The 24,587-nt window shown below is 68.3% G+C and carries 25 protein-coding genes and 1 other RNA gene; 16 read left to right on the forward strand and 10 right to left on the reverse strand.

The genetic code is table 11. The annotated features are described in order from the left end of the window. Positions 1 to 129: 129 nt before the first annotated feature. Entirely contained in the window at positions 130 to 1,050 is a 921-nt protein-coding gene (gene cysK, locus ABL838_RS04515) for a cysteine synthase A (protein WP_019658370.1), read from the reverse strand. A gap of 122 nt (positions 1,051 to 1,172) precedes the next feature. On the opposite strand from cysK, the gene ABL838_RS04520 reads away from it, so the two are divergent. The 8 genes from ABL838_RS04520 (at position 1,173) to ABL838_RS04555 (ending at position 8,673) form a co-directional block, all read left to right on the forward strand. Next, complete coding sequence (locus ABL838_RS04520; protein ID WP_184634630.1) at positions 1,173 to 1,700, forward strand: shikimate kinase; 528 nt, start codon at positions 1,173 to 1,175, stop codon at positions 1,698 to 1,700. A 34-nt stretch (positions 1,701 to 1,734) separates the two neighbouring features. Further along, positions 1,735 to 2,063, forward strand: an RNA gene (rnpB, locus tag ABL838_RS04525) — RNase P RNA component class A. 171 nt (positions 2,064 to 2,234) lie between these two features. After that, a complete protein-coding gene (locus ABL838_RS04530) occupies positions 2,235 to 2,699 on the forward strand; it encodes a MarR family winged helix-turn-helix transcriptional regulator (RefSeq protein WP_126021706.1) in 465 nt (154 codons plus the stop codon). 6 nt (positions 2,700 to 2,705) lie between these two features. Then, complete coding sequence (locus ABL838_RS04535) at positions 2,706 to 4,829, forward strand: FUSC family protein (protein WP_418124415.1); 2,124 nt, start codon at positions 2,706 to 2,708, stop codon at positions 4,827 to 4,829. Next, positions 4,826 to 5,032, forward strand: a complete 207-nt coding sequence (locus ABL838_RS04540) for a DUF1656 domain-containing protein (protein WP_019658367.1) — start codon at positions 4,826 to 4,828, stop codon at positions 5,030 to 5,032. The genes ABL838_RS04535 and ABL838_RS04540 overlap by 4 nt, the downstream gene beginning before the upstream one ends. Positions 5,033 to 5,048: 16 nt before the next feature. Then, positions 5,049 to 5,990, forward strand: a complete 942-nt coding sequence (locus ABL838_RS04545; protein WP_184634634.1) for an HlyD family secretion protein — start codon at positions 5,049 to 5,051, stop codon at positions 5,988 to 5,990. Further along, the gene (locus ABL838_RS04550) at positions 5,987 to 7,462 is read left to right on the forward strand and encodes an efflux transporter outer membrane subunit (protein WP_418124416.1); all 1,476 of its coding nucleotides are present in this window, start codon (positions 5,987 to 5,989) and stop codon (positions 7,460 to 7,462) included. The genes ABL838_RS04545 and ABL838_RS04550 overlap by 4 nt, the downstream gene beginning before the upstream one ends. Further along, positions 7,459 to 8,673, forward strand: coding sequence for a multidrug effflux MFS transporter (locus ABL838_RS04555; protein ID WP_418124418.1), 1,215 nt, complete (start codon positions 7,459 to 7,461; stop codon positions 8,671 to 8,673). The genes ABL838_RS04550 and ABL838_RS04555 overlap by 4 nt, the downstream gene beginning before the upstream one ends. A 1-nt stretch (position 8,674) precedes the next feature. Here ABL838_RS04555 and ABL838_RS04560 read toward each other — a convergent pair whose 3' ends face one another. The 5 genes from ABL838_RS04560 to ABL838_RS04580 form a co-directional block, all read right to left on the reverse strand. Continuing rightward, the gene (locus tag ABL838_RS04560) at positions 8,675 to 9,214 is read right to left on the reverse strand and encodes a hypothetical protein (protein WP_418124420.1); all 540 of its coding nucleotides are present in this window, start codon (positions 9,212 to 9,214) and stop codon (positions 8,675 to 8,677) included. Beyond that, entirely contained in the window at positions 9,211 to 10,299 is a 1,089-nt protein-coding gene (locus ABL838_RS04565; RefSeq protein WP_418124422.1) for a hypothetical protein, read from the reverse strand. Before ABL838_RS04565 ends, ABL838_RS04560 begins: the two co-directional genes overlap by 4 nt. 231 nt (positions 10,300 to 10,530) lie before the next feature. Continuing rightward, on the reverse strand, positions 10,531 to 11,073 hold the full coding sequence (locus tag ABL838_RS04570; protein ID WP_126021470.1) for a hypothetical protein: 543 nt from the start codon (positions 11,071 to 11,073) through the stop codon (positions 10,531 to 10,533). A gap of 141 nt (positions 11,074 to 11,214) precedes the next feature. Beyond that, complete coding sequence (locus tag ABL838_RS04575; protein WP_184634642.1) at positions 11,215 to 11,934, reverse strand: RNA pseudouridine synthase; 720 nt, start codon at positions 11,932 to 11,934, stop codon at positions 11,215 to 11,217. 5 nt (positions 11,935 to 11,939) lie between these two features. Further along, positions 11,940 to 13,610 (reverse strand): MBL fold metallo-hydrolase, encoded by a 1,671-nt coding sequence (locus tag ABL838_RS04580; protein ID WP_418124424.1) that lies wholly within the window; start codon positions 13,608 to 13,610, stop codon positions 11,940 to 11,942. Positions 13,611 to 13,803: 193 nt separating this feature from the next. Here ABL838_RS04580 and ABL838_RS04585 point away from each other — a divergent pair, with 193 nt between their 5' ends. After that, positions 13,804 to 14,775 (forward strand): Bug family tripartite tricarboxylate transporter substrate binding protein, encoded by a 972-nt coding sequence (locus ABL838_RS04585; RefSeq protein ID WP_418125833.1) that lies wholly within the window; start codon positions 13,804 to 13,806, stop codon positions 14,773 to 14,775. A gap of 9 nt (positions 14,776 to 14,784) precedes the next feature. Here the strand turns inward: ABL838_RS04585 and ABL838_RS04590 are convergent, their stop codons facing one another. The 3 genes from ABL838_RS04590 to ABL838_RS04600 form a co-directional block, all read right to left on the reverse strand. Continuing rightward, a complete protein-coding gene (locus ABL838_RS04590; protein ID WP_418119144.1) occupies positions 14,785 to 15,615 on the reverse strand; it encodes a TorF family putative porin in 831 nt (276 codons plus the stop codon). Positions 15,616 to 15,688: 73 nt separating this feature from the next. Continuing rightward, the gene (locus ABL838_RS04595; RefSeq protein ID WP_418124426.1) at positions 15,689 to 16,615 is read right to left on the reverse strand and encodes a DMT family transporter; all 927 of its coding nucleotides are present in this window, start codon (positions 16,613 to 16,615) and stop codon (positions 15,689 to 15,691) included. A 63-nt stretch (positions 16,616 to 16,678) separates the two neighbouring features. Beyond that, complete coding sequence (locus ABL838_RS04600) at positions 16,679 to 17,452, reverse strand: GntR family transcriptional regulator (RefSeq protein WP_418124428.1); 774 nt, start codon at positions 17,450 to 17,452, stop codon at positions 16,679 to 16,681. Positions 17,453 to 17,618: 166 nt separating this feature from the next. On the opposite strand from ABL838_RS04600, the gene ABL838_RS04605 reads away from it, so the two are divergent. From ABL838_RS04605 to ABL838_RS04625, 5 genes are read left to right on the forward strand one after another with little or no spacing between them, the layout of a single operon-like run. Further along, positions 17,619 to 17,834, forward strand: a complete 216-nt coding sequence (locus ABL838_RS04605; RefSeq protein ID WP_007832390.1) for a DUF3311 domain-containing protein — start codon at positions 17,619 to 17,621, stop codon at positions 17,832 to 17,834. Next, on the forward strand, positions 17,831 to 19,306 hold the full coding sequence (locus ABL838_RS04610; protein WP_418124430.1) for a sodium:solute symporter family protein: 1,476 nt from the start codon (positions 17,831 to 17,833) through the stop codon (positions 19,304 to 19,306). The genes ABL838_RS04605 and ABL838_RS04610 overlap by 4 nt, the downstream gene beginning before the upstream one ends. A gap of 35 nt (positions 19,307 to 19,341) precedes the next feature. After that, positions 19,342 to 20,544 carry an amidohydrolase family protein gene (locus ABL838_RS04615; protein WP_418124432.1) on the forward strand — a complete coding sequence of 401 codons (1,203 nt, stop codon included), beginning with the start codon at positions 19,342 to 19,344 and terminating at the stop codon, positions 20,542 to 20,544. A 47-nt stretch (positions 20,545 to 20,591) separates the two neighbouring features. After that, a complete protein-coding gene (locus ABL838_RS04620; protein WP_418124433.1) occupies positions 20,592 to 21,821 on the forward strand; it encodes a cyanate transporter in 1,230 nt (409 codons plus the stop codon). A gap of 5 nt (positions 21,822 to 21,826) precedes the next feature. After that, complete coding sequence (locus ABL838_RS04625; protein ID WP_418124435.1) at positions 21,827 to 22,321, forward strand: nucleoside deaminase; 495 nt, start codon at positions 21,827 to 21,829, stop codon at positions 22,319 to 22,321. A 25-nt stretch (positions 22,322 to 22,346) separates the two neighbouring features. Here ABL838_RS04625 and ABL838_RS04630 read toward each other — a convergent pair whose 3' ends face one another. Continuing rightward, the gene (locus ABL838_RS04630; RefSeq protein WP_418124436.1) at positions 22,347 to 22,835 is read right to left on the reverse strand and encodes a hypothetical protein; all 489 of its coding nucleotides are present in this window, start codon (positions 22,833 to 22,835) and stop codon (positions 22,347 to 22,349) included. A 254-nt stretch (positions 22,836 to 23,089) separates the two neighbouring features. Here ABL838_RS04630 and ABL838_RS04635 point away from each other — a divergent pair, with 254 nt between their 5' ends. Beyond that, on the forward strand, positions 23,090 to 23,353 hold the full coding sequence (locus ABL838_RS04635; RefSeq protein WP_418124437.1) for a hypothetical protein: 264 nt from the start codon (positions 23,090 to 23,092) through the stop codon (positions 23,351 to 23,353). A gap of 189 nt (positions 23,354 to 23,542) precedes the next feature. Beyond that, positions 23,543 to 24,532, forward strand: coding sequence for a patatin-like phospholipase family protein (locus ABL838_RS04640; RefSeq protein WP_126021456.1), 990 nt, complete (start codon positions 23,543 to 23,545; stop codon positions 24,530 to 24,532). Positions 24,533 to 24,587 lie beyond the last annotated feature (55 nt).

A 24,587-nucleotide genomic window follows, 5' to 3' on the forward strand; every position in this document is an offset into this window, starting at 1 on the left:
ATCAAGCAGCCAGCAATTTTACTCGCCCCCAGGCTGCGCGACACTGCGTGTCGCTACGCCAACCCCCTACCGGGGGCAACACCGACGGCCCGGCAAAGCCGGTTCCGTGGTGTTTCGCGACAAGAACCTTCAGGCCGGCAGAAAGCCCTCTACGGACAGATAGCGCTCGCCCGTGTCGTAGTTGAAGCCCAGCACCACCGCGTCGGGCGCGAGCGACGGCAGCTTCTGCGCGATGGCCGCGAGCGTGGCGCCCGAGGAGATGCCCACCAGGATGCCTTCCTCGCGCGCGCAGCGGCGGGCCATTTCGCGCGCGGGCTCCGCGTCGACCTGCAGCACGCCGTCGAGCAGCGAGGTGTCGAGGTTCTTCGGGATGAAGCCCGCGCCGATGCCCTGGATCGGGTGCGGCGAAGGCTGGCCGCCCGAGATGACCGGCGATGCCACCGGCTCCACCGCGAACACCTGCAGCTTGGGCCACTTCTTCTTGAGCACCTTCGCCACGCCGGTGATGTGGCCGCCCGTGCCCACGCCGGTGATCAGCACGTCGATGCCGTCGGGGAAGTCGGCCGCGATTTCCTCGGCCGTGGTGCGCACGTGCACGTCGATGTTGGCTGGGTTGTTGAACTGCTGCGGCATCCATGCGCCGGGCGTGCCGGCCACGATCTCTTCCGCGCGGGCGATGGAGCCCTTCATGCCGTTGGCGCGCGGCGTGAGGTCGAAGGTGGCGCCGTAGGCCAGCATCAGGCGGCGGCGCTCCACCGACATGCTGTCGGGCATCACCAGGATCAGCTTGTAGCCCTTGACGGCCGCCACCATCGCCAGGCCGATGCCGGTGTTGCCCGAGGTCGGCTCGACGATGGTGCCGCCGGGCTTGAGCGCGCCGCTCTTCTCGGCGTCTTCCACCATCGCGAGCGCGATGCGGTCCTTGATCGAGCCGCCGGGGTTGGCGCGCTCGGACTTGATCCACACCTGCTGCTTCGCATTGCCGAACAGGCGGTTGATGCGGATGTGCGGCGTGTTGCCGATGGTCTGGAGGATGTTCTGGGCCTTCATGGATGCAATCTCCTTGGATCGATGCGTTTGTCGGACGGACAACGCGCATTGTGAGACCAGCCCGTGTGCCTTCGGCCCCGATCTCCCTGATCGGCCGCGGAGTGCCTTGGCAGAATGGCCGGATGAAACTGGTGTTCATCCATGGGCCGGTCGCTTCCGGCAAGCTGACGATCGCGCGTGCGCTGGGGCAGCTCAGCGGCTTCGCGGTCTTCCACAACCACCTGGTCGTCGACGCCGTCGCGGCGGTGTTTCCCTTCGGCTGCGAGAGCTTCGTGAAGCTGCGCGAGCAGATGTGGCTCGCCACCATGCGCGAGGCCGCGCGAACCGGGCGCTCGCTGATCTTCACCTTTGCGCCGGAGCCTTCGGTGGCTGCCGATTTTCCGCAGCGCGTGGTCGAGACCGTGGCGGCCGAGGGCGGCAGCACGATGTTCGTCCAGCTGAAGCTCTCGCGCGACGAGCAGGAGAAGCGCATCGATGCCGCGAGCCGGGCCGAATTCGGGAAGCTGCGCTCCCTTGAATTGCTGCGGCAGCTGCGCGACCAGTTCGAGGCCTGCGAGCGTGCGATGCCGCCCGGCGAGGTGGTCATCGACACCGCCGTGACTCAGCCGCAGGATGCGGCGCGCGAGATCGCCCGCGTGCTGGCGCTGTAGGCCCGGCGCCGCGCCGGGCGATAATCCACCCCGTGAAGCACGCCAGACCGCCGCTGGTGCAAGTGCCGAAAGGCCGCACTGGAGGAACGTCCGGACTGCACAGGACAGCGCAGGAGTTAACGACTCTCCACCGTGAGGTGAGGATCAGAGCAACAGAGACGAGCCGATTCAGTTCGGGTGAAACGGGCAATCTCTGCGCGCAGCAACACCAAGTAGGCCAGTATCGAGGTGGTTCCGCTGAGCTGGCGGGTAGGTGGCATCGAGCCGTCTGGTGACAGGCGGCCCAGAGTAATGGCGGTCACGCCGCGGGTTCCGCAAGGGGCTCGCGGTGCACAGAATCCGGCTTATCGGCGGGCTTCACACTTTTCTTTCCCTTCCTTTCCGTTTTTTCACGTCCTTCGGCCCTGAAGGCGGGCGCGAGCCTTGTCGCCTGCACGGATTGGTAGTTACCCGTATAATCGATAGCATGCTAATTAATAGGCGGCTATCGTGAACGACCAAGCCAACATCCAACCGACGCGCGAACAGGCACTGATGCGCCTCGGCACGTCGCTGGCGGTGCTGCAGCGCGGCTACCGCGCCGCGGCGGACAAGGCGGTGGCACATGTGGGCGTGTCGCAGACGCTGGCCTATCCGATCGTGATGCTCGGGCGCATGAACGGCGATGTGCGCCAGGGCGTGCTGGCGGAGGCGCTGGGCATCGAGGGCCCGTCGCTGGTGCGCTCTGTCGACCAGCTGGTGGAAGCCGGCCTCGTCGAGCGCCGCGAAGACCCGGCCGACCGCCGCGCCAAGACCCTGCACCTCACCGAGGCCGGCAAGGCCGTCTGCGAACCCATCGAGGCGGCGCTGACGCTGATGCGGGTGTCGCTGTTCGACGGCGTGTCCGACGAGGACGTCGCCGCCTGCCTGCGCGTGTTCAGCGTGCTCGAGGAGCGCATGGGCGTGCGTGCCGTGCAGAGCCTGCCGCCGCTCGCGCCGACGCAGGAAGGGCGCAGGTAGCAGCAGATGGCCTCGTTCAGCCTGCCGCGCTTCAGCCGCGCGGAGATCCTCTTTTCCGGCAAGAGCTTCGCCGCGGCCATGCTGGCGATGTACCTCGCCAGCCGCGCCGGCCTGCCGCGTCCGTTCTGGGCGCTCATGACCACCTACGTCGTCGCCCATCCGCTGGCCGGCGCGGTGCGCTCCAAGGCGGTCTACCGTTTCCTCGGCACGCTCATCGGCAGCACCGCCACCGTGCTGCTGGTGCCAGCGCTGTCCAACGCGCCCGAGCTGCTCACGCTGGTGCTCGCGCTGTGGGTGGGGCTGTGCCTGTGCATTTCGCTCTTCGACCGCACGCCGCGCTCCTATGTGTTCATGCTCGCGGGCTACACGGCGGCGCTGATCGGCTTTCCGTCGGTGCAGACGCCGCTTGCGCTGTTCGACACCGCCGTGGCCCGCGTGGAGGAGATCGGCCTGGGCATCTTCTGCGCCACGCTCATCCACAGCCTCGTGCTGCCCGCGGGGCTCGCGCCGACCGTGCTGGGCCTGCTCGACCGCACGCTGCAGGACGCGCGCAAGTGGCTGGGCGACCTCTTCCAGCCCGCCGGCCGAAGCAGTGCCGAGCCACGGCGCCTCGACGACGACCGACGCCGCCTCGCCGGCGACATCACGCAGTTGCGCCTTCTCTCCACCCACGTTCCCTTCGACACCACTCACCTGCGCTGGACCGCCGGCGCCATCCGCGCGATGCAGGACCGCGTCGCCGCGCTCACGCCCGCGCTCTCCGCCGTCGAAGACCGCCTGCTGGCGCTGGAGCAGGCCGAAGGCGTCATCGCCCCCGACGTGGCCGCCGTGCTCGCGAAGGCCGCTCAGTGGTTGCGTGAAGAGGCCGACGCCCCTGGGGACGCCGCTGCCCGTGCCGCGCGCCTGCAGGAGTTGCGCCGCACCATCGACGCCCTGGGCGCCACGCCGCCCGACGCCGATCCGCAGGCCCGCTGGGGCAGCGCGCTGCGCATCGGCCTCGCGGGCCGCCTCGAAGAGCTCGTCGACGGCTGGAACGCCTGCGCCCAGCTGCGCCAGGACATCGACGAGGGGCTGAAGGGCGCCGCGCCGCTGCGCCGCACGGCCGCGCTCGGCAGCCGCGTGCTGCACCGCGACTACGGCATGGCGCTGCTGTCGGCCCTGGCGGCAGTCATCGCCATCTGCCTGTGCGGCGCGTTCTGGATCGTCACCGGCTGGCCCATGGGCTCGGCCGCGACCATGATGGCCGCCGTCTTCTGCTGCTTCTTCGCGACGATGGACGACCCGGTGCCGGCGATCCACGGCTTCCTGAAGTGGACGCTGTGGTCCATCCCGATCTCGGCCGTCTACGTGCTGGTGCTCATGCCCACGGTGCAGGACTTCGGCATGCTGGTGGTCATCTGTGCGCCGCTCTTCCTGCTGCTGGGTTTCTACCTGCCGCGTCCCACGCACTTCATGCCCGCGATGGCGCTGATCTTCGGCGTGTGCGGCACGCTGGCGATGCACGACACCGCCAGCTCCGACCTGGTGAGCTTCATCAACAGCATGATCGGCCAGATCGTCGGCGTGGTCGTCGCCGCGCGCGTGACGCGTCTCGTGCGCTCGGTGGGCGCCGACTGGAGCGCGCGGCGCATCCAGCGCGCCACCTGGCGCGAGCTGGGCGACATGGCCGCCTCGTCGCATCCGCAGTACGCGCAGAGCGACGCCTACGCCGTGCGCATGCTCGACCGCATCGGCCTGCTCGCGCCGCGCATCGCGCAGGCCGGCGGCACCGTCGAGGGCGTGGCCGCCAACGACGCGCTGCGCGACCTGCGCATGGGTGCCGACATCGCCGTGCTGCAGCGTGTGCGCGGCCAGCTGCCGCTGGCCACTTCGGCCGCGCTGCTGGGCGGCATCTCGCGCTTCTTCCGACAGCGCGCGGAGGGCCGCATGAATCCGCGACCACCGGGCCTGCTGCCGCAGATCGACGAGGCGCTCGGCGCCGTGCTCGATGCGCGCGACACCGCGTCGTCGTCTTCTTCAGCCTCGCGCTCGGCCGTCACCGCACTGGTGGGCCTGCGCCGCAATCTCTTTCCCGACGCGCCGCCCTCGCTCGCGGGCACGTCCCTCACTTCGCAAGGAGCTTCCGCATGATCGGCGAAGCCAGCTTCTACGGCCTGTACCTGCCCTGGATCATGGTGCTCGCGCTCGCGGCGCTGCTCGTGCTGTGGGGCGTGCGCCGCCTGCTCGCGGCCACCGGCGCCTATCGCTGGGTGTGGCACCCGGCCCTCTTCGACATGGCGCTCTACCTGCTGCTGCTCTACGCGCTCAGCCGCGCCAGCGCCTACCTCCAATGACAACAACGAGATTCCAATGAAAGCCGCCCGAACTTCCGACGACAGCAATCCGTGGGCCCAGCGCCTGGGCCGCGTTCTCTTCACCCTGGCCGTGGTCGCCGCCGCCGTGTGGGCCGGCCTGCGCCTGTGGGACCACTACGAACTCGCGCCGTGGACGCGCGACGGCCGCGTGCGCGCCAACGTCGTGCAGATCGCGCCCGACGTCTCGGGCCTGGTCACGGCAGTGCCCATCCACGACAACCAGCCTGTGGCCGCCGGCGCGCTGCTCTTCGAAGTGGACCGCGCGCGCTACGACCTCGCCGTGCGCCAGGCGCAGGCCGCGCTCGCGGCGCAGCGCGCCGTGAGCGCGCAGGCCCAGCGCGAGAACGCGCGCAATGCCGGCCTCGACGAGCTGGTGTCGAAGGAGTCGCGCGAACAGACCCGCTCGCGCGTCGAGCAGATGCAGGCTGCTGTCGCGCAGGCCGAAGTGGCGCTCGACTCGGCCCGCCTCAACCTGCAGCGCGCCCAGGTGCGCGCACCGGCCGACGGCCTGGTCACCAACCTCGACCTGCGCCAGGGCAGCTATGCCGCGGCGGGCCGGCCGGTGCTAGCGCTGGTCGATGCGCAGTCGTTCTACGTCGAAGGCTATTTCGAGGAAACCAAGCTGCCGCGCATCCACCTCGGCGACCGCGTGCGCGTCACGCCCATGGGCGGCGGCGCTGTGCTCGAAGGCTCGGTCGAGAGCGTGGCCGCCGGCATCGCCGACCACGACCGCTCCACCAGCGCCAACCTGCTGCCCAGCGTGAACCCCACCTTCAACTGGGTGCGGCTCGCGCAGCGCATTCCGGTGCGCGTGAAGCTCGACCCGCTGCCGCAGGGCGCGCGCCTCGTCGCGGGCCAGACGGTCACGGTGCAGGTGCTGGAGAACAAGCCGGCGCAGAAGACGGCGGCAACGGCCTCCACGCCACAGAAGGGATGAACGACATGACCAGCTTCGCATTCCGCATCGCATCGCTGGCCGCCGCCGCCGCGCTCGCGGCCTGCGCGGCGGTCGGCCCCGACTACAGGCAGCCGCCCGAGGCGCTGGCCAGCCAGCCTGCAGCGGGCAAGCCCTTCGCAGAGGCGCCCGCCAACGCGGCGCCGCTGCCCGCCCACTGGTGGCGCCTGTACCACGACCCGCTGCTCGACAAGCTGGTCGAACAGGCCCTCGCGCACAACACCGACCTGCGCCAGGCCGTGGCGAACCTCGAGCGCGAGCGCGCCATCGAGGACGAGACCACCGGCGCCAGGTACCCCACCATCGGCGTCAACGGCGGCCCCTCGTTCGGCCACGTCTCGGGCCTGTCGCTGCTGCAGAAGGGCTACGAGCCGCCGAGCACCTTCAACTACAGCGCGGGCGCGTCGCTCTCCTACCAGGTCGACCTGTTCGGCCAGATCCGGCGCGCCATCGAGGCCTCCCAAGCCAGCACGCAGGCCGCCGAAGCCGCGCTCGACCTCGTGCGCGTGAACGTGGCGGCCGGCACCGCACGCGCGTACGCCGAAGCCTGCTCGACCGGCCTGCGGCTGCAGATCGCGCAGAAGTCCGTTTCGCTGCAGCAGGACGCCGTCAACGTCACCGACCGCCTGCAGCGCGCGGGCCGTGCCGGCGCCATCGACGCGAACCGCGCACGTGCGCAGCTGCAGCAGCTCAATGCCGCGCTGCCGCCGCTGAAGGCCGAGCGCCAGGGCGCGCTCTACCGTCTCGCCACGCTCACCGGCGCGCTGCCGCAGGACTTTCCGCGCGAGGTGGCCGACTGCACCGTGCCGCCGCGCGTGGCCGGCGTGCTGCCGGTGGGCGACGGCGCCGCGCTGCTGCGCCGCCGCCCCGACATCCGCCAGGCCGAACGCAGCCTCGCCGCATCGACCGCGCGCATCGGCGTGGCGACTGCGGAGCTCTATCCGAAGGTCACGCTGGGGCTCTCGGGCTCTTCCGCGGGCCATGCCGACGGCTTCGGGCGCAAGGACACCTTCGCCTGGAGCCTCGGTCCGCTGATCTCGTGGACCATTCCGAACACCGGCGTCGCGCAGGCCCGTATCGCGCAGGCAGAGGCCGGCACGCGCGCCGCGCTCGCCAAGTTCGACGGCACCGTGCTCACCGCGCTGCGCGAGACCGAGACCGCGCTCGCCACCTACGCACGCGAGCTCGACCGCCGCGCTGCCCTGCAGGCCTCGCGCGACGAGAGCGCCAAGGTCGCGGCGCAGGCGCGCCAGCTCTACCAGAACGGCCGCACCGGCTACCTCGATTCGCTCGACGCCGAACGCTCGCTGGCCGCCAGCGAAGCCGCGCTCGCGGCCAGCGAGGCGCAGCTGGCCGACGACCAGGTGGTGCTGTTCATGGCGCTGGGCGGCGGCTGGGAGCCTGACGAAGCCCATCTTGCGCAGGGCTCGACGCCGGCCAGCATCAAGCAATGACGCCGACATCCGCTCAGCCGCCGCGCCGCCCGCACGCGCCGCTGTGGCTGCTCGCTCTGGTCACCTTCAGCGGCACGCTGGCCATGCACATCTTCGTGCCCGCGCTGCCCATCGCCGCGAAGGGCCTGGGCGCCGGCATCGGGCAGATGCAGATGACGGTGAGCCTCTACATCCTCGGTCTCGCGCTGGGCCAGCTGGTGTACGGCCCGCTGGCCGACCGCTTCGGGCGGCGTCCGGTGCTGCTGGGCGGGCTGGGCATCTACTGCGTGGCGGGCCTTGCCGCGGCGCTCGCGCCCGAGGTGCATTCGCTCATTGCGGCGCGGCTCTTCCAGGCGGTGGGCGGCTGCTCGGGGCTCGTGCTGGGCCGCAGCATCGTGCGCGACACGGCCGAGCCGCAGGAGGCCACGCGCCGCCTCGCGCTGATGAACCTGATGGTCACCGTCGGACCCAGCCTCGCGCCGCTGATCGGCGGCGCGCTCGCCACCACGCTGGGCTGGCGCTCGATCTTCTATGCGCTCTTCGGCCTGGGCGTGGTCGGTTTTCTCTTCACCTGGCGCATGCTGCCCGAGACCGGCGCGCCCGGCGCCGCCGTGAACGCCCGCGAGCTCGGGCGCAACTACCGCAAGCTGCTGGCCTCGCCGGCCTTCCTGGGCTTCTCCATCGGCGGCGGCTGCGCCACCACGTCCATGTACGCCTTCATCGCCTCGGCGCCCTTCATCTTCGTCGACCAGCTGCACCGGCCGGCGCACGAGGCGGGCATCTACCTTGCCATCCTGGTGTCTGGCGTGTGGCTCGGCAGCTTTCTCACCAGCCACCTGATCTCGCGGGTGCGCGTCGACCGCCTGATGACGCGATCGAACGCATTGAGCGTGGTGGCGGCCTTCGTGCTGCTCGGCGCGGCGCTCAGCGGCCATCTCTCGGTGCCACTGATCGTCGCGTGCATGTTCCTCTTCACCGTCGGCGTGGGCATGGCCTCGCCGCCGGCACTCACGCAGGCGATCAGCGTCAACCCGCAGGTCATCGGCTCGGCCTCGGGCCTCTACGGCTTCACGCAGATGGCCGTGGGCGCGCTGTGCACCGCGCTCGCGGGCATGGGGCACGCGAACCCGGCGCTGGCTTCGGCCATCGTGCTGGCGGGAGCGGGCATCGTGGCGCAGCTGTCGTTCGCGGTTGCGCTGCGCACGCAGAGAGCCCGGACCTCCAAGGCCTGATTCAGGCCCTGCAGCGTTTCTTCAGGTCCGCGCCGATCTGCGCCGTGAGATTGTCAAGCGCGGCGTCGAATGCCTGCTGGATCTCGCTCTCGGACGTGGACCAATTGATCGAGTCGTCGAAGCCGCGATAGGTCTTCGTGGTCGCGGCACTGGAGCCATCCGGCGGAAGCTGAACGCGCACGACGAGGTTGGCGGATTTCAGTGTGATGAGGCCGTGCACGTAGGCTTTGAGCACCGTGATGCGCAGGGTTGGCGCGGCAGCATCGCGCGTGTAGCCGGGAATCGATGCAATGCCGGCCCTGAACCACTCGTCGAAGCCAACGCCGTCGATATGCGTGCGGCCCATCTGTCCAAGGCTCTGCGCGTCCCGCCGGTCGTCGATGGCACCGAGAGAGAAGGGGCAGGCAGGCACCGAAGTACCCGGTTGCGCAGCCGCAGTCCGGCGCTGCAGACCTGTCACCCTTTCCGACGCACAGCCCGCCACGAGCAGCGGCACCGCCAGCACCCAGCAGGCGGCGCGGCGCCATTCCTCGCGCGTCACTTCGCCGCCGTGTCCGTAGCGGGCTGTGCGGTGGGCACCGCGGCGGCCGATGCGGTATCGGCGGCTGCGACCGTTGCGGGCGCAGCGGGAGCAGCGGCTACTGCCGGCGGCGCCGCGGCCACGACGTTGGCCAGCGCCGCGTCGAAGTACAGCGATCCATCGGGATAGCGAAGCAGCTTGCCCGTGTTGCCTTGCGACACCAGGTTGGCTTTCAGGCCAGGAGGCACATCGACCTTGGCCGTTGCCGGCGCATAGACGGGATGCTTGCTCTGGAGATCGGCGGCCAGGAGTGCCGTCGATTGCGCAATGCCGTCCTGCAGCGCCATCTTCAGGAAGCGGGCGTTGTCCGCCTTCCAGGCGGCGATGTTCTTCGTGGCGTCGTCGCCCGCCGCCGGGTGCTTCGCACGATAGATGATGTTGCTGCGGTAGGTCGCGTTCTGCAGTGCGAGCGCGGGCTCCGAGGGTGTCGTCGAAATCGACGTCGGCAACTTGGCGGCCTTGCGAGCCGTGGCACCGCGCGGATAGATCAGTCCTCGTGCCGAGACTTCCAGCGTAGAGAAATCGGTCGACAGGTGGTAGTCGAGGTTGATGAACATCACCGAATTCGACTTCGAGGCCTTGAACGTGTTTTCGTAGGCATCCGTGGTGACGGTCTTGGTGATGGCCACGCTCTCGAGCTGCATGCCCGGCACCGTCTGCAGCGATTGCGTGATCGACTCGCGCATGAGCTGGTCGAAGCTCACGTCGACCAGCTCGTCCTTCAGCGGGCGGACGCTTTCCTCGGCAGCCTTGGCCCGCGCTGCGTTGACGCTCGCGTCCACCGCGCCGAACGCGCCGCCGCAGGCCGCAGCCAGCAGGATTCCGAATCCTGGCACCGCCGCACAGGCCGCGGCGCCGGAGGCTCCCGCAGTCGAGCGGACGAACGCCGCGTACAGCTCGGGCTGATTGATCCCGACCTTCACCTCGACGGGCTGGAGAGCGCTCAGGACTTCAGGCTTGACCGGCTGGGTAGCCGGCAGATGCGTGCAACCGGCGAACAGGAACGACGCCAACACCGGTATGACGGCGCTGCGGATAGCGAACATGGGTTTCTCCCTCGGACATGTGATTCGAATGTGTCGCCGCACCTCTCTAGATATGTGCAGGAGGCTTTGGCAACGGGGCTTCGGCCAAGGTCTGGACCTTCAGGCCGGCGCGAATCGTACATGCCGTTACGTTTGGCGCAACAAATGTTGCACGCGCGAGCCTTCGCGAGTGTGCAAAAAGGCGCTGCTCCTGGGGTTTGTCCCGGCCTTCGCGCGAGCAGGAGAGAGACTTCAGCGCGTGAACAGCCACCCGCCCTTGGGCTGGCGCACCAGTTCGTGGCGCTTGACGGCGCGCTCTTCGCCGTCGTCGCCCACGTAGACCACCTCGAAGCGCAGCAGCTTGGGCGAGACCATCTTCCAGTTCTGGATGCGCTTCACCGTCACGCAGGCGGTCTTGTCGTGGTACTGCATCTCGGCCATCGGGCCGCCCTGGAAGCCGGTGCCGTCGAACAGGCGCCCGGGCGCGGCGAAGGGGTTGAGCACCGCGCCGTTGCGCGCCGTGATGCAGCCCTCGGTGCGAACGAAGGACTCGATGGTCGGCGAGGCGCTGCGCACCACCTTGCCCACGGCCGGGCTCGGCGGCTTGCTGGCGATGGCCTCGCGGATGCGCTCGACCTGCTGCTCGGTGATGGGCGCGAGGCCGTCCTTCGACACCACGGGCGGCGGCGGTGCCGGCGGCGGGGGCGGCGGCGCGGGCGTGAGGTAGGAGCACCCCGCCACCAGTGCCAGCGGCACGGTGCAGGCGAGGGCGGCGCCCGGTGTAGCGAACTTCATGACTCAGTCTCTCCCTGAGGGCGGCCCCTGGAGGCCGCGGGCTGAAAATTGCGGGCCGCGCGAATGCGGTGCATCGTCGTTGTCGTCCTCTGTCTTCTCTTCTCGACGGTTTTTCTTCTTTTTTTGTTCTTGCTGTTGTTGTCAGAAGCGTTCGTGGGGTGCAAGGTAGCGCCACTGGCCTGGCTGCAGCCCCGCCAGCGGCACGCGGCCGATGCGGATGCGCCGCATCGCCAGTATCCGCAGGTTCACCCCGTCGCAGATGTGGGCGATCTGCCCCGGCCGCGCGCCCTTGAGCGCGAAGCGCAGGCCTGTCTGCTCCTCGGCCTGCCGGCCGATGCTCACTCGCGCCGGCGAGCGTTCGAGCCGCGCGAGCACCTCGGGGCTCACCGGGCCGGCCACGTCCACCATCACTTCGTGTTCGAGGAAGGCGGCATCCTCGTGCAGCTTGCGCTCCACGCGCCATTCCTGCGTGAACGCCACCAGCCCGCTCGCGCCGGTCTCCAGCGGCGTCATGCAGCGCTGCGCCCTTGCATGCGCCGGCAGGAAGCGCAGGCCGGCGCGCTCGGGCTCGTGGTGGTTGGCGGCAACAAGCAGCTGGTGCGCGGCGTCGGTGGGCATGCCGGCAGGCTTGTACAGGAGCAATGTGACGGGCTCCACGGGCTGCGGCTTCACGCCGGCCTCGATCTCCACCCGCTGGTGCGGCAGCACGCGCGACTGCGGCAGCGTCTGCTGCACGCCGTCGACGCGCACCGCGCCGTTCTCTATCAGCAGCTCCGCATCGCGCCGCGACACGCCGGCCTGCGCGGCCACGCGCTTGGCAAGGCGGATGCCTTCGCCGTCGACGGGCGAGGTAGTCGCCATGCCGCTCATCGATGCGCGGCCAGTTGCCGGATGTGCGCCACATGCGCAGCCAGCGAGCGCGCGGCCACCGGCCACATGCGTTCGGGCACGTCGTCGTAAGCCAGCGGCAGCCAGTCGTCGGGCGTGCCCTCGGGCAGCTTCTGCATGGCCGCCGCGATCTTGGCCTCGCGCTTGAGCCGGTGCGCCTTCAGCATGCCGATGGCGGTGCGGGCGAAGCCGATCACGTAGCCGTGCGCGGGCAGGATGAAGTCGATGCCGCCCGCCCCGCAGGCCTTGTCGAGCGTGTCCAGCGAATCGAGGTACGCGCCCATGTCTCCGTCGGGCGGATCGATCACCGTGGTGCTGCCATTGAGGATGTGGTCGCCCGAGAACAGCAGGCCGTCTTCCTCCAGCACCAGGCACAGGTGGTTGGCCGCGTGGCCGGGCGTGTGGATCACGCGCAGCGTGTGCGAGACGGCCTCGCCCGCTTCGGTGGTGCCCGAGAGCACCAGGCGCTCGCCGTCGGCCAGTTCGCGCTCGGGCGTGAAGCGCGCGGTGGAGCGTGCCGTCGGCTTCGAGGCCAGCCCGAGGATCGGCGGCTTGCTTGCGTTCTTGCACAGCGCCTGCAGCGGCGCCGCGCCCGGCGAGTGGTCGGCATGCGAGTGAGTGCAGACGATCATGCGGATGTCGCCATGCGTGGCGCGCCACAGGCGGCCGATGTGGTCGAAGTCGTTCGGGCCCGGGTCGATCACGATGTAGCCGGTGGCCGCGTCGCCCACGATGTAGCTGTTGGTGCCAGGGCCGGTCATGATGCTGGCGTTGGGCGCGGTCAGGCGCGTCACGTTCTTCAGCAGCGGCACCGGGGTTTCGCTTTGCCAGTCGAGCGCATGCGCGATCTGGCCGTCTGGGCACACCATCGCGAGTTCGCCGTAGGGCGATTCGTGCTCCATGTAGCGCGCGTCCTCGCCCTTGAGCAGGCCGGCGCGCGGGCAGCTGGTCCACAGCGGCACCTCGCCTGCGCAGGCGGCGAGCAGTCCGTCGACCGTGGCGTAGGTGGCCATGCGCTGCAGCGTGCGCACGGTCGGGAAGATCATGAAGAAGCTGCCGGCCTCGTGGCGCGCGAGCGCATCGGCGGGGCGTACCCAGCAGGGCTCGAACTGCTCGCTCTCGTCGGCGGTGGGCACCTGGCCCTCGGGCATGCGCGCCACCAGGAAGGGCACGTCGAAGCGGCGCGGCAGGTCGCGGTCGGTCATCCAGTGCGCGAAGGTGAAGACGCGGTCGGAATCGAGCACCAGGCCGCGCGCGGCGCACTGGTCGGCGAAGGCAGTGCCGGCCGTGTTGCCGCGGTCCATCGAGGCGACCTCGTCTGCGCTCACCGGCTGGCCGTCGGCCTGGCGGTGAGCGAGCAGGATGCCCAGCTCCTCGAAGGCCTCGCGGATGGCCGCGATGGCCTGCGTGCGCTGTACACGGCTTTGCGTGGGGCGGCGCGTGGCGATGCGCTTGGCGGCCTCGTCGGCCTCGTCGATGTGGCCGCCGGGAAACACGTAGGCACCGGGCGCGAAGCTGGCGGTGGCGGAACGGCGGGTCATGAGCACTTCGATGCCGGCGGCGCTGTCGCGCAGCAGCAGCACCGTGGCGGCCGGGCGCAGGGGCGCGGGCTCGCGTGGGGCGTGTAGTTGTTGGGTGGAGCGGACCATGGGGCGATTATCGGGAGCAGGCGCGATACCTGCATGTCGCGCATAAGCTCATATGGAATCGGGCATCAGCCGCGCGCCACAATGCGCGTGCACCGTCTGTATTGAAGACAAAAGACTGAACGACCGAAAGACTGCCATGGCTCATTCTCCATTCACCCGTCTTGCCAGATTCGCCCTGCCCGCCCGTCGCACCATGCTGCTGGCCGCCGCCTCGCTGGCGACAACCGCCGCCTTCGCCCAGCAAGCGGCGCACGACTGGCCGCAGCAACCCGTCACGCTGATCATGGGATTCCCGGCCGGCTCGGGCGTGGACGTGGTGGCCCGCACCATCCAGGAGCCGCTAGCGAAGCAGCTGGGCAAGCCGGTCATCATCGACTACAAGTCGGGCGCCGCGGGCAACATCGCCAGCGACTACGTGGCGCATTCGAAGCCCGACGGCTACACGCTCTCCTTCGGCACCGCCGCCACGCACGGCAGCAACGCCGCGCTCTACAAGAAGCTGCCCTTCGACGTGGAGGCCGACTTCGTGCCGGTGGCGCCGGTGCTCGACGTGTCGAACGTGCTCACCATCAATCCCGACGTGATCAACGTCAAGACCTTGAAGGAATTCGTCGAGCTGGTCAAGGCCAACCCCGGCAAGTACAACTATGCGTCTACAGGCAACGGCGCCGGCACGCACATGGCCTTTGCCGAGTTCAATTCGCGCCTGGGCCTGAACATGGTGCACGTGCCCTACAAGGGCGGCCCCGAGGCCATCACGTCGGTGGTGCGCGGCGAGACCTGCTGCATCATGAACCAGGTGCAGACCGTGCTGCCGCACTACAAGGCCGGCAAGGTGCGCCTGCTGGGCGTGACCACCGCGGCGGCCGTGCCCGCGGTGAAGGAGGTGCCCACCATCGCATCGAGCGGCCTGCCCGGCACCAAGGGCTTCGACAGCTCGATTTGGTTCGGCATCTTCGCGCCCAAGGGCACCGACCCGCAGATCGTCGACAAGCTCAACGCGGCGGTGAAGGCGGTGCTCGATACGCCCGAGATCCGCGAGCGCTTCGAGAGCCAGGGCAACACCGTGCGCATCGAGTCGCCGGCACAGTTCAAGAAGACCGTGCACGACAACCGGGTGAAGTGGGCCGAGGTCGCGAAGGCGGCGAACATCAGCATCGACTGATGCTGGTGCTCAGAGCGTCTTCGTCAGCGTGAGGATGAAGCGCGCCTTGTTCGGCGAGTAGGTCTGCCTGCCCAACGGCCCGAAGCCCAGGTCGATGCCCGGATTGCTCACGGACAGATACGCGCTCTGCCTGTTGGCTCCCTGCACCGAGCCTGCCAGCGAGAGCCCGTTGCCGAAGTCGTAGCTCGCGCCCACGTTGTAGTCGACGTAGCTCTTGTAGCCCAGGCTGCGGATGTCGCTCGACATGTTCGTGTAGCCCACGGCCGCCTTCAGCGTGAGCTTGGGCGCGATCTCCTTGCTGTAGGCGAGGTTCAGGTAGCCGGTGTTGGTGCCCTTGAGGCCCGAGCCGGCCTTGTTGCCCGCATAGCCGAAGTAGTCCTTCGACACCGTGTGCGAGTACTTCAGCGTGAACGAGCCGATGGTCTCGTCGGTGTAGCCCGCGCTTCCGTAGAGCTCGGTGGTGTTGCCCGAGGAGTTGCCCGGGTAGATGTACGTGAGCGCGCCCACGTCCATGTCGAAGGGGCCGGCCTTGAACTTGTAGCCGCCGTAGATGTCGCTTTCGATGCTGTTGCCCTTGAGCCAGTTGACGCTCGAATTCCAGTTGCCCAGGTAGAAGCCGCTGTCGCCGAAGGCGTAGTCGAAGCCGCCCTGGATGGCGGGTTTGAAGGCGCTGGTCTTGGCGTAGTCGTTCTTGCCGAGCATGTCCTGGTCCTGGCCGCGGAACTTGTAGTCGGTGGTGAGCGACACATTGCCGCTGAGCTGTGCGCTCGCGAGCACCGGCAGGGCGCCCAGGGTGGGAAGAACGAGCATCGGCAGTGCGATGCGCAGAAGGTTTTTCATCGAAGAAATCGCTGACGAATGGAGGAGCCGGCAGCGTAGGGGCGGCCATCTAAACGCCGCGTAAAAACTGCGCTCAGCGGCGCAAAAGTTTCGTCTCGGGCATCGTCATCGCGACCACGCCGGTCACCACGCAGGCCAGTCCTATCCATGCTGTGGGCGCCAGCGTCTCGCCGAGCAACACCACACCGATCGTCACGCCGATGGGTACGCGCAGGTAGGCCTGGGCGGCGGTGGACATCGGCCCGAGCGTCTTGATGAGCCGGAAGTAGATCGTGAAGGCAAGCGCCGTGGAGAGCACCGCGAGCGCGAGCACCGCCGCCATCGACGCGGCCGACGGCGAGAGCGTCCAGGGCCGGTCGATGAGGATGCTCGCGGGCAGCAGCATCGCCGCGCCGCTCACGAGCGAGCCGGCGGCCGGCACCATCGGGTCCAGCCCCTTGAAGACACGGCCGAACATCGCCGCGCAGCCGTAGCAGACGGCCGCCGCCACCAGGGCGAGCTGCGCGAGCAGCGAATGCCCGAGCCCGTTCAGCGCCTCGAAGCCCACTATGAGGCAGATGCCCGCCAAGCCCGCGCCCACGCCGAACAGGCGGCGCAACGTGGGCCTGTCGGCGCCGCCGAGGCCCAGCCCCAGCAGGAAGATGAAGATCGGCGAGGTCGAGTTGAGGATGGTCGCCAGCCCCGCGTCGACGCTGCGCTCCGCCCATGCGATGAGCGTGAAGGGCAGCACGCTGTTGAGGCAGGCCTGCAGCACGAAGCGGCCCCACGTCGCGGGCTCCGTCGGCAGCCTCACGCCGCGCATGTGAAGCACCGCAAGCAGCAGCGCGCCGGCGATGAGCGTGCGTGCCGCGATCAGCGTGACGGGCGGGATCGTCGCGACGCCGATCTTGATGAAGGTGTACGAGGCGCCCCAGCAGGTGGCGAGCAGCGCGAGCAGGGCCCATTCGAGGGCGAGGCTGGTGCGGGGCTTGTCGATGGAAGAGGGTGTGGATGCGTGCATGGTGCGCCGATCATTCCCTCACCGGCGCGGCCACACTTCGGCCGCGAGCGAAGCGTGGATGCCTCAGTGGTCGTGCGCGTGCGGTTTGCTGCCGCCGGCGCCGCCGCCATTCAGCAGCGTCGCCAGGTCGACTTCCTGCTCCGCTGCCGCCCCCGCGATCACCCGCTGTTCCAGCTCGTCGAGGTGCTCCAGCGCCACCGCCAGCGCCTTGTCGAGCGACTTGCCCGTGGCCAGCGCCTCGATGATCTGTTCATGCTCGCGCGGTGCGCAGCTCGCGGCCTCGGCGGAGTCGTAGAGCGCCTTGTAGAGCTCGGTGTTCGAGATCAGCCGCTTGATGTACGACAGCAGCTCTTCACTCTGCGCCATCTCCGCAAGCAGCAGGTGGAAGTCGCCGGCCAGCCTGACCGCGTCTTCGCGCCGGCCTTCCTTGAAGGCCTTCTGCTCCGCCTGCACGTGCTTGCGCAGCGCGGCCACCTGGTCGCGCGAAAGGTTGCCGAACAGCGTGGTCACCAGCCCCGCCTCCACGATGCGGCGCGCACGATAGATGCCGCGCATGTCGTCGATCGAGGGGTTGGGCACGAAGGCGCCGCGGTTGTGCTCCAGCACCAGCCGCTTTTCCGAGCCCAGCCGCGCGAGCGCCTTGCGCACCGCGCCGCGCGTGCAGCCCAGCGCCTCGGCCAGCGCGCGTTCGCGCAGCGGCGTGCCGGGGCGCAGCTTGCCGCTCAGCAAGGCCTTGGAGACGGCGCCGTAGACGCGTTCGTCCACGTTCGCATCGTCGGCTTCCGTGAGTTCGGGGGAGGGGGCTGTCGCTGGGGATTTGCGGGCGGCGGAGGGCATAGGCAGCCGGATTATTGCCTGCGTCCGGCAGCCTCAGGGAAAGCCCCCGGATTGACTCGGCACCCCGCGCTCCGTACCATCCGCCTCCGTTTGGTTAACCAAATAAAACTGTATGGTTAACCAAAATTCGAGAAAATCCCAACCCGAGACAAGAATCGAGGCCTCCATGAAATCCGCCAAATGGCTTGCCGCACTGCCGGTCGCCGCCTTCTTCAGCGGGGGATGGCTGTCCTCCGTCGCCCCCACTTTCGTGCTCGGCATGCCCTTCCTGATGGTGTGGAACGTCAGCTGGCTGGTGCTGACCTCACTGATCATGGTGGTCATCGACCGTGCCGAAGGCGACATCGACGCGCCTTCTTCCTCGACCGGAGGCGCGCGATGAACGTGGCACTCGGCGTCATCGCCCTGTTCGTCGTCGGCGCGCTGGCCCTCGCCGTGCTCGCGCGGCGCGGCCGCACCATGAGCCTGGAGCAATGGGCGCTCGGCGGGCGCGGGCTCGGCGCCATCATGGTGTTCCTGCTGATGGCGGGCGAATCGTTCTCCACCTTCACCTTCCTGGGCGCGAGCGGCTGGTCCTACAGCAAGGGCACGCCGGCCTTCTACATCCTGGCCTACGGTGGGCTGGCCTACCTCATGGCCTTCTGGATGCTGCCGGCCATCTGGCGCTACGCCACCGCGAACAAGCTGGTGTCGTTCTCCGACTTCTTCGCCCACAAGTACGACAGCCGCGCGCTGGGCGTGCTGGTGTCCATCGTGGCGCTCATGGGCATGGTCGCGCTGCTCACCATCCAGCTGCGCGGGCTCGGCATCATCGTGTCGGAGGCCTCGTACGGCTCCATCGCGCCGCAGGTGGCGATCTGGATCGGCACGCTGGTCATGGTCAGCTACATCCTGTTCTCGGGCATCCACGGCTCGGCCAGCATCGCCATCGTGAAGGACATCCTCATCCTCGCACTCGCCGTGTTCCTCGGCATCTACCTGCCGTGGCACTACTACGGCGGCGTCACGCCGATGTTCACCGCCATCCATGCGGCGAACCCCAGCTTCTTCGAATTTCCGAAGGAAGGACTGAACCTCACCTGGTACAACTCGACCATCCTGCTGACGGCGCTGGGCTACTACCTCTACCCGTTCAACCTCACCTCGGTGTACGCCGCCAAGAGCGCGAGCGCGGTGCGCCGCAACACCATCCTGATGCCGCTGTACCAGGTGGTCATCGCCTTCCTGTTCCTGGTCGGCTTCGCGGCCATCCTGCAGGTGCCGGGGCTCAAGGGCTCCGACGTCGACCTGGCCCTCTTCGGCCTCGTGAAGCACACCTTCGACCCGTGGTTCGTCGGCGTGATCGGCGGCACCGGCGTGCTCACGGCCCTGGTGCCGGGCTCGATGATCCTGCTCACCGCCTCCACCGTGATCGGCAAGAACGTCTACAAGGAAGGCTTCGCGCCCCACGCCACCGACAAGCAGGTGTCGCGCGTCGCACGCTGGGTGCTGCCGGTGTTCGCGCTGGTGGCGGTGTACTTCGTGCTGCGCGGCGGCACCACCATCGTGTCGGTGGCCATCTTCGCCTCGAGCCTGCTCACGCAGCTGCTGCCCTCGCTGCTCTTCAGCCTCATGAAGAAGCCCTTCGGCAACAGGCACGCGGCCTTCGCCGGCATCCTGGCGGGCGGCGCGGTGCTGGGATTCATGATGACCACCGGCTCCAACCTGGGTACGCTGTTCCCGGCCGCGCCGGTCGTTTTCAAGTCGCTCAACACCGGGCTCGTGGCGCTGGCGACGAATGCGCTGGTGTTCGTCGTGGTGGCGCTGCTCACACCGAACACGACCCGCCGCGCCATCGCAGCCCAGCCTGCCTGACAGCCATAGACAGATAGAGAAACGGACCGCCCCACATGCCATCGCTCCTGATCCGCAACGTGCGCCCCATGGGTGCCTCCCCCGTCGACGTGCTGGTGCAGGACGACCGCATTGCCGCTATCGGCCCGGCGCTTGCCGCGCCGGCCGGCGCCACCGTCGAGGAAGGCCACGGCGCCTTGCTGCTGCCCGGCCTCGTCGAAGGCCACACGCACCTCGACAAGACGATGTGGGGCATGGACTGGTACCGCAACGAAGTCGGCGTGAACCTCATCGACAAGATCGAGAACGAGCGCGCCTTCCGCCACAGCAGCGGGCACGACGCGGCCGCGCAGTCGCTCGTGCTGGCCAAGGCTTTTCTCGCGCTCGGCACCACGCGGCTGCGCACGCACGTCGACGTCGACACCCAGGCTGGCCTGCGCCACCTCGAAGGAACCATCCGCACGCGCGAGGCGCTGAGCAAGCAGCAGCAGATCCAGATCGTCGCCTTCCCGCAGTCGGGCCTGCTGGGTCGTCCGGGCACGGCCGAGCTGCTCGGCCAGTCGCTGGCGATGGGCGCCGACGTGCTCGGCGGCCTCGACCCCTGCGCCATCGACGGCGATCCGGTGAAGTCGCTCGACGTGCTCTTCGGCATCGCCCACAAGCACCAGCGCCCGGTCGACATCCACCTGCACGAGCCCGGCGCCATGGGGGCCTTCTCGCTCGACCTGATCCTGCAGCGCACCGAGGCGCTGGGCATGCAGGGCAAGGTGGCCATCAGCCACGGCTTCTGCCTTGGCGACGTGAGCGAACGCGAGCGCGAGGCATTGCTCGCGCGCATGGCCAAGCTCGGCGTGGTGCTCGTCACCAGCGCACCGCCTTCGCGCACCGTGCCGCCGCTCATGGCCTGCAGGCAGGCCGGCGTGGCCGTGCTCGGCGGCAACGACGGCATCCGCGACACATGGTCGCCCTACGGCAACCCCGACATGCTCGAGCGCGCCATGATCATCGGCCTGCGCTACAACCTGCGCCGCGACGACGAGATCGAAGTGGCGCTCGACACCGTCACCCACTCGGGCGCGCGCGGCTGCGGCTTCGAAGCCTACGGGCTCGAAGCGGGCTGCCGCGCCGATCTGGTGCTGGTCGATGCCCAGACCGTCGCGCACGCCGTGGTCTCGCGCCCCGTGCGCAAGCTGGTGGTGGCGGGTGGCCGCATCGTGGCGCGCAACGGCGTGCTGCAGGCGGATGTGGCGTCTCTGTGAGGGCGGGGCGCAGTCGTGACGGAGGCATCGCCTTCGCGATCGTCATCGTGCTAGTGGCGCTGAACCTGCGCGCCTTTCTCACCTCGAGCAGCCCGCTGCTCGAACCCATCCGCCTCGCGACCGGCATCGGCTTCCATGCGGTGGCGCTGCTCACCGTGCTGCCGATGTTCGCGATGGGCGCCACCTCGCTCTTCGGTGCGGCGGTCGACCAGCGCATCGGCGCGCGCGGCGGCGTCGCGCTCGGCTTGGCGGCCATCGCCCTGGCTTGTGCGAGCCGGTACGTGGCTGGCGGCGCGGCGGCACTGCTGTGGAGCGCCGCACTCGCCGGCGCAGGCGTGGGCCTGGTGCAGGCGCTGATGCCCGGCGTGGTGAAGCAGGCCTACCCGGCGCGCATCGGCGTGATGACGGGGCTCTACTCCGCGGCCATCATGGGTGGCGGCGGCCTCGGCGCCATGGCCAGCCCATGGGTGGCGCATGCATTCGGCGGCGCGCAGCCCGACTGGCACGCGGGCCTGTCGATCTGGTCGCTGCTCGCCGTCTTCGCTCTGCTGTACTGGCTCAACATGCGGCGCCTGGAATTCACCACCGACGCGCCAAGACAAGGCCTCTCATGGCTGCGCTGCTTCGCCAGCCGCCGCGCATGGCTGCTGGCCGCGTGCTTCGGCCTCATCAACGGCGGCTACACCAGCCTCGTCGCGTGGCTGCCGCACTTCTATGCACAGCAGGGCTGGACCGCGCAGCAGGGCGGATCGGTGCTCGCGCTGATGACGGCCGCGCAGGTGGTCTCAGCACTCGCCATGCCAGCCATCGCCCGTAGCCGCGGGCGTGACCTGCGGCCCTGGCTGGTGCTCACGCTCGCCGCGCAGCTGGCCGGCTTCTGCGCGCTGACCTTCGACGCACCCGTGCCGGCAGTCGCCATCGCCATCGTGCTGGGCTTCGGCCTCGGCGGCGCGTTCTCGCTGTGCATGGTGCTCGCCCTCGATCACCTGCCCGACCCCGCACAGGCCGGCGCCCTCGCGGGCTTCATGCAGGGCGTCGGCTTCATGATCGCCGCGCTCGCGCCCTTCGTCACTGGCTGGGTGCGCGAACACACCGGCGGCTTCACGCTCGCGTGGGCCTACCTCGCGGCCGTCGTGGTGGCGCTGCTGCCGCTCGTGCTGCGCTTCGATCCGCGCCGCTACGCCGCAGCCACCGCAGGCCTCTTCGATGCGCGCGGCCCCCAGGCCGGCGCACCACCCATCGCCACGCTCGAAGGCGCGGCCACCAGAAAGGTCTGAACACGATGTACCAAGAACACTTCATGCAACGGGCCATCGCCCTTTCTGCACAAGCGCTGAGCGAGCCCGGTACCGAGCCCTTCGGCGCCGTCGTCGTGAAGGACGGCGTGATCGTCGGCGAAGGCTTCAACCATTCCGTCGCGCATCACGACCCGACATCGCACGGCGAGGTCGAAGCGATCCGCGATGCTTGCCGCAAGCTCGGCACCGTCGACCTGCGCGGCTGCGAGCTCTACACCTCGTGCGAGCCCTGCGCGATGTGTGTGGCGGCGATGCACATCGCGGGTATCGCGAAGCTCTACTACGCGGCCTCGCTGGCGCAGTCGGGCGAGGCCTTCGAGGGTGTGACGGTGGCGGCGCGGCATCCCATCGATGTGGATGCGCTGCGCGCCGAGGCTGGTGCGACGCTGGCGCAGCGAAGCCTGCCTGCGGAGCAGAAGATGGATCATGAGGCGGTGCGGATTCTTTCGGACTGGGCTGCGACGCGCAGGGCTTCCTGAGCTTCTTGGACCGATCGCTGCGCGGTCAGCGAGGAGTCTGCTGCGTATGGAGCGGATCGCCCAACTGGCAGGTGCATTCATGCGGGCAAGCCGGCAGGAAGTCGAGCTGCACCCCAAGAACTCGTGAGTCTTCGGTGGGGCCGTTCGAAAGAGACGCAGGGTCGGCAACGTAGCCGCTCTTGGGAAGGGCGATCCTGGCGCTGAAGCGCAGTTCTTCTCGAAGAACGCGAGCCACGTTGCGTGCCCGCTCCAAGCTCAGGCCCTTGGGGTCGTGGTCTCGCTCTTCCGGGTTTACAGACGCTCCGATATAGATCGCTTCGTGGTTGACGTACCGAGTTCGAAGCTCCTGCATCCAGGCGTCGAGCTTCAGGATCTGATCGGGGGATACCGTCGCCGAGTCGCGCTCGAAGTACACATAGAAAACCTTGATAGGGCTGCATGCGAGCGCGGCGACCGGGCTGAGCATTGCGAGGGCGAGAGTCAAAGCGCCCAGAAATCGAAGATGCTTGTTCAAGATGTGCCTCAAGCGTCAATACGCTCCCATTGAATGACGAGGAGTTGTATGAGCTCGGGCGCGCTAACACAGTTGTCTATCGTCAATCGCTCAGAAATTTCTCACGAAAGGCTGGAATTACGACTTGGCGCGATCCTTGGCGGCCTTGGAGTTCGCCTTCCGGATTCACGACGATGTTGTTACTCACCACTTCGCCAGCCGCTCAATAGAGTGACCTCACGGCGCCATTCGAAGCGCGCCAAGAGGAGCTCGCAATGTTCATCACCAGAAGCAGCAGCGGCAGCAGTACGACGAAGCCGCCTTCCAACCGCGTCGCGCGTGCACTCGAAATCCATCGAAGCGTGATGGCGTGCAACGCGCACGTCGCACTCGACCGCAACAGCACTCACGCACTCACAGCAGCCCTGATGCTGCCCTGCTACAAGGTCGAATTCCGCACCCTCGTGCTCGCAATGACCGCGAACGAAGAGCGCGAACTTAGGTACGCGCTCGACGCGCTTTGCGATCGGGCCGCATGAAGAAGAGAACCTTCGCGGCAATTTCAGTCGCTCCAGGTTTCATTCCGAAAGCTTGCGCGGCTTGCGGAATTACAGAGTTGGATTGAACGGGATTCCACTCGTAGCGGCAAACATCGCGAACGCCCAGACTCCGCTTCCCCGGCCGGGAAGTCATTTCATGGAAGTCATTTCTCTTGAAAGGAGTTGGCTATGGCGGAAACGCAGAAATTCACCATCCTCTCGTTCGTAGGCGGCGGCATACGAGGGCTGATGCCTGTATCGGTGCTCAATAAGCTGTACGCGAAGTACCCCCAGATCATCGACAACACCGACCTCATCGCGGGTTGTTCGACGGGTTCGATCATCACGAGCGAGCTGTTGGCGGGCAAGTCGCCTCAGGACATCATCGATCTCTTCACCTCCCAGAACGGGGAGATTGGGTTCTACCAAAAGATGAACACCGATCCGAAGCAGCCCGCGTATTCGATCGACGAGGTCTACGCCTCGCAGTTCGCGCTGCATGGCACCACGAAGGTCCAGGACATCGTCACGAAGAAGGTGCTCTTCGTCACCTTCAACGTCGGCGGGCTCGAGGTGCAGAACTCGGTGCAGACGGCCATACCGTGGCAGCCGGTCATGTACACGAACATGATCCCCGACCACGGCGACGTGGAGATCGCGAAGGCGGCCACTTCGAGCGGCGCGATGCCCGGGCAGCTGGGCTCGTTCGAAGGCAACGTCGACGGCTGCTTCTTCAACCACGACCCGACAGTCGCGGCGATTGCGCTGGCGGTGAAGGCGGGCCATGCGCTGGAAGACATCACGGCCATCACCTTCGGCACCGGCTACATGCCCGACTGGATCGCCAGCGACACCCACAACTGGGGCGCCGACCAGTGGATGAACGGCACTGCGAACCCATTCAACAATTCGCCGCCGTTCCTCATGAACCAGGTGAAGTCGTCGCCGGTGCTCGACATGAGCCTGAACGGCACTTCGACCGAGCTCATGCCGATGCTCGCCAAGATGCTGCTGGGCGACCGCTACACCAACATCAACCCGACGCTGCCCTTCTTCGTGCCGGAGAACACGGTCTACCCGCAGGCCCTGCAGCTGCTGCAGGACAAGGGCGCCAACGCGGACACCGCGTATGCCGAAGCCCTGGTGCAGAAGTACTGGGTCGAACACGCGCTCGGCTGAGCACCACCTGCAAGCAGGCAAGAAAGCAAACGCATTCCAGGAAAGGAGAAACGAC

The sequence above is a fragment of the Variovorax sp. 160MFSha2.1 genome (assembly GCF_048305075.1).
In the GTDB taxonomy this organism is placed as follows: Bacteria; Pseudomonadota; Gammaproteobacteria; order Burkholderiales; family Burkholderiaceae_C; genus Variovorax; species Variovorax guangxiensis.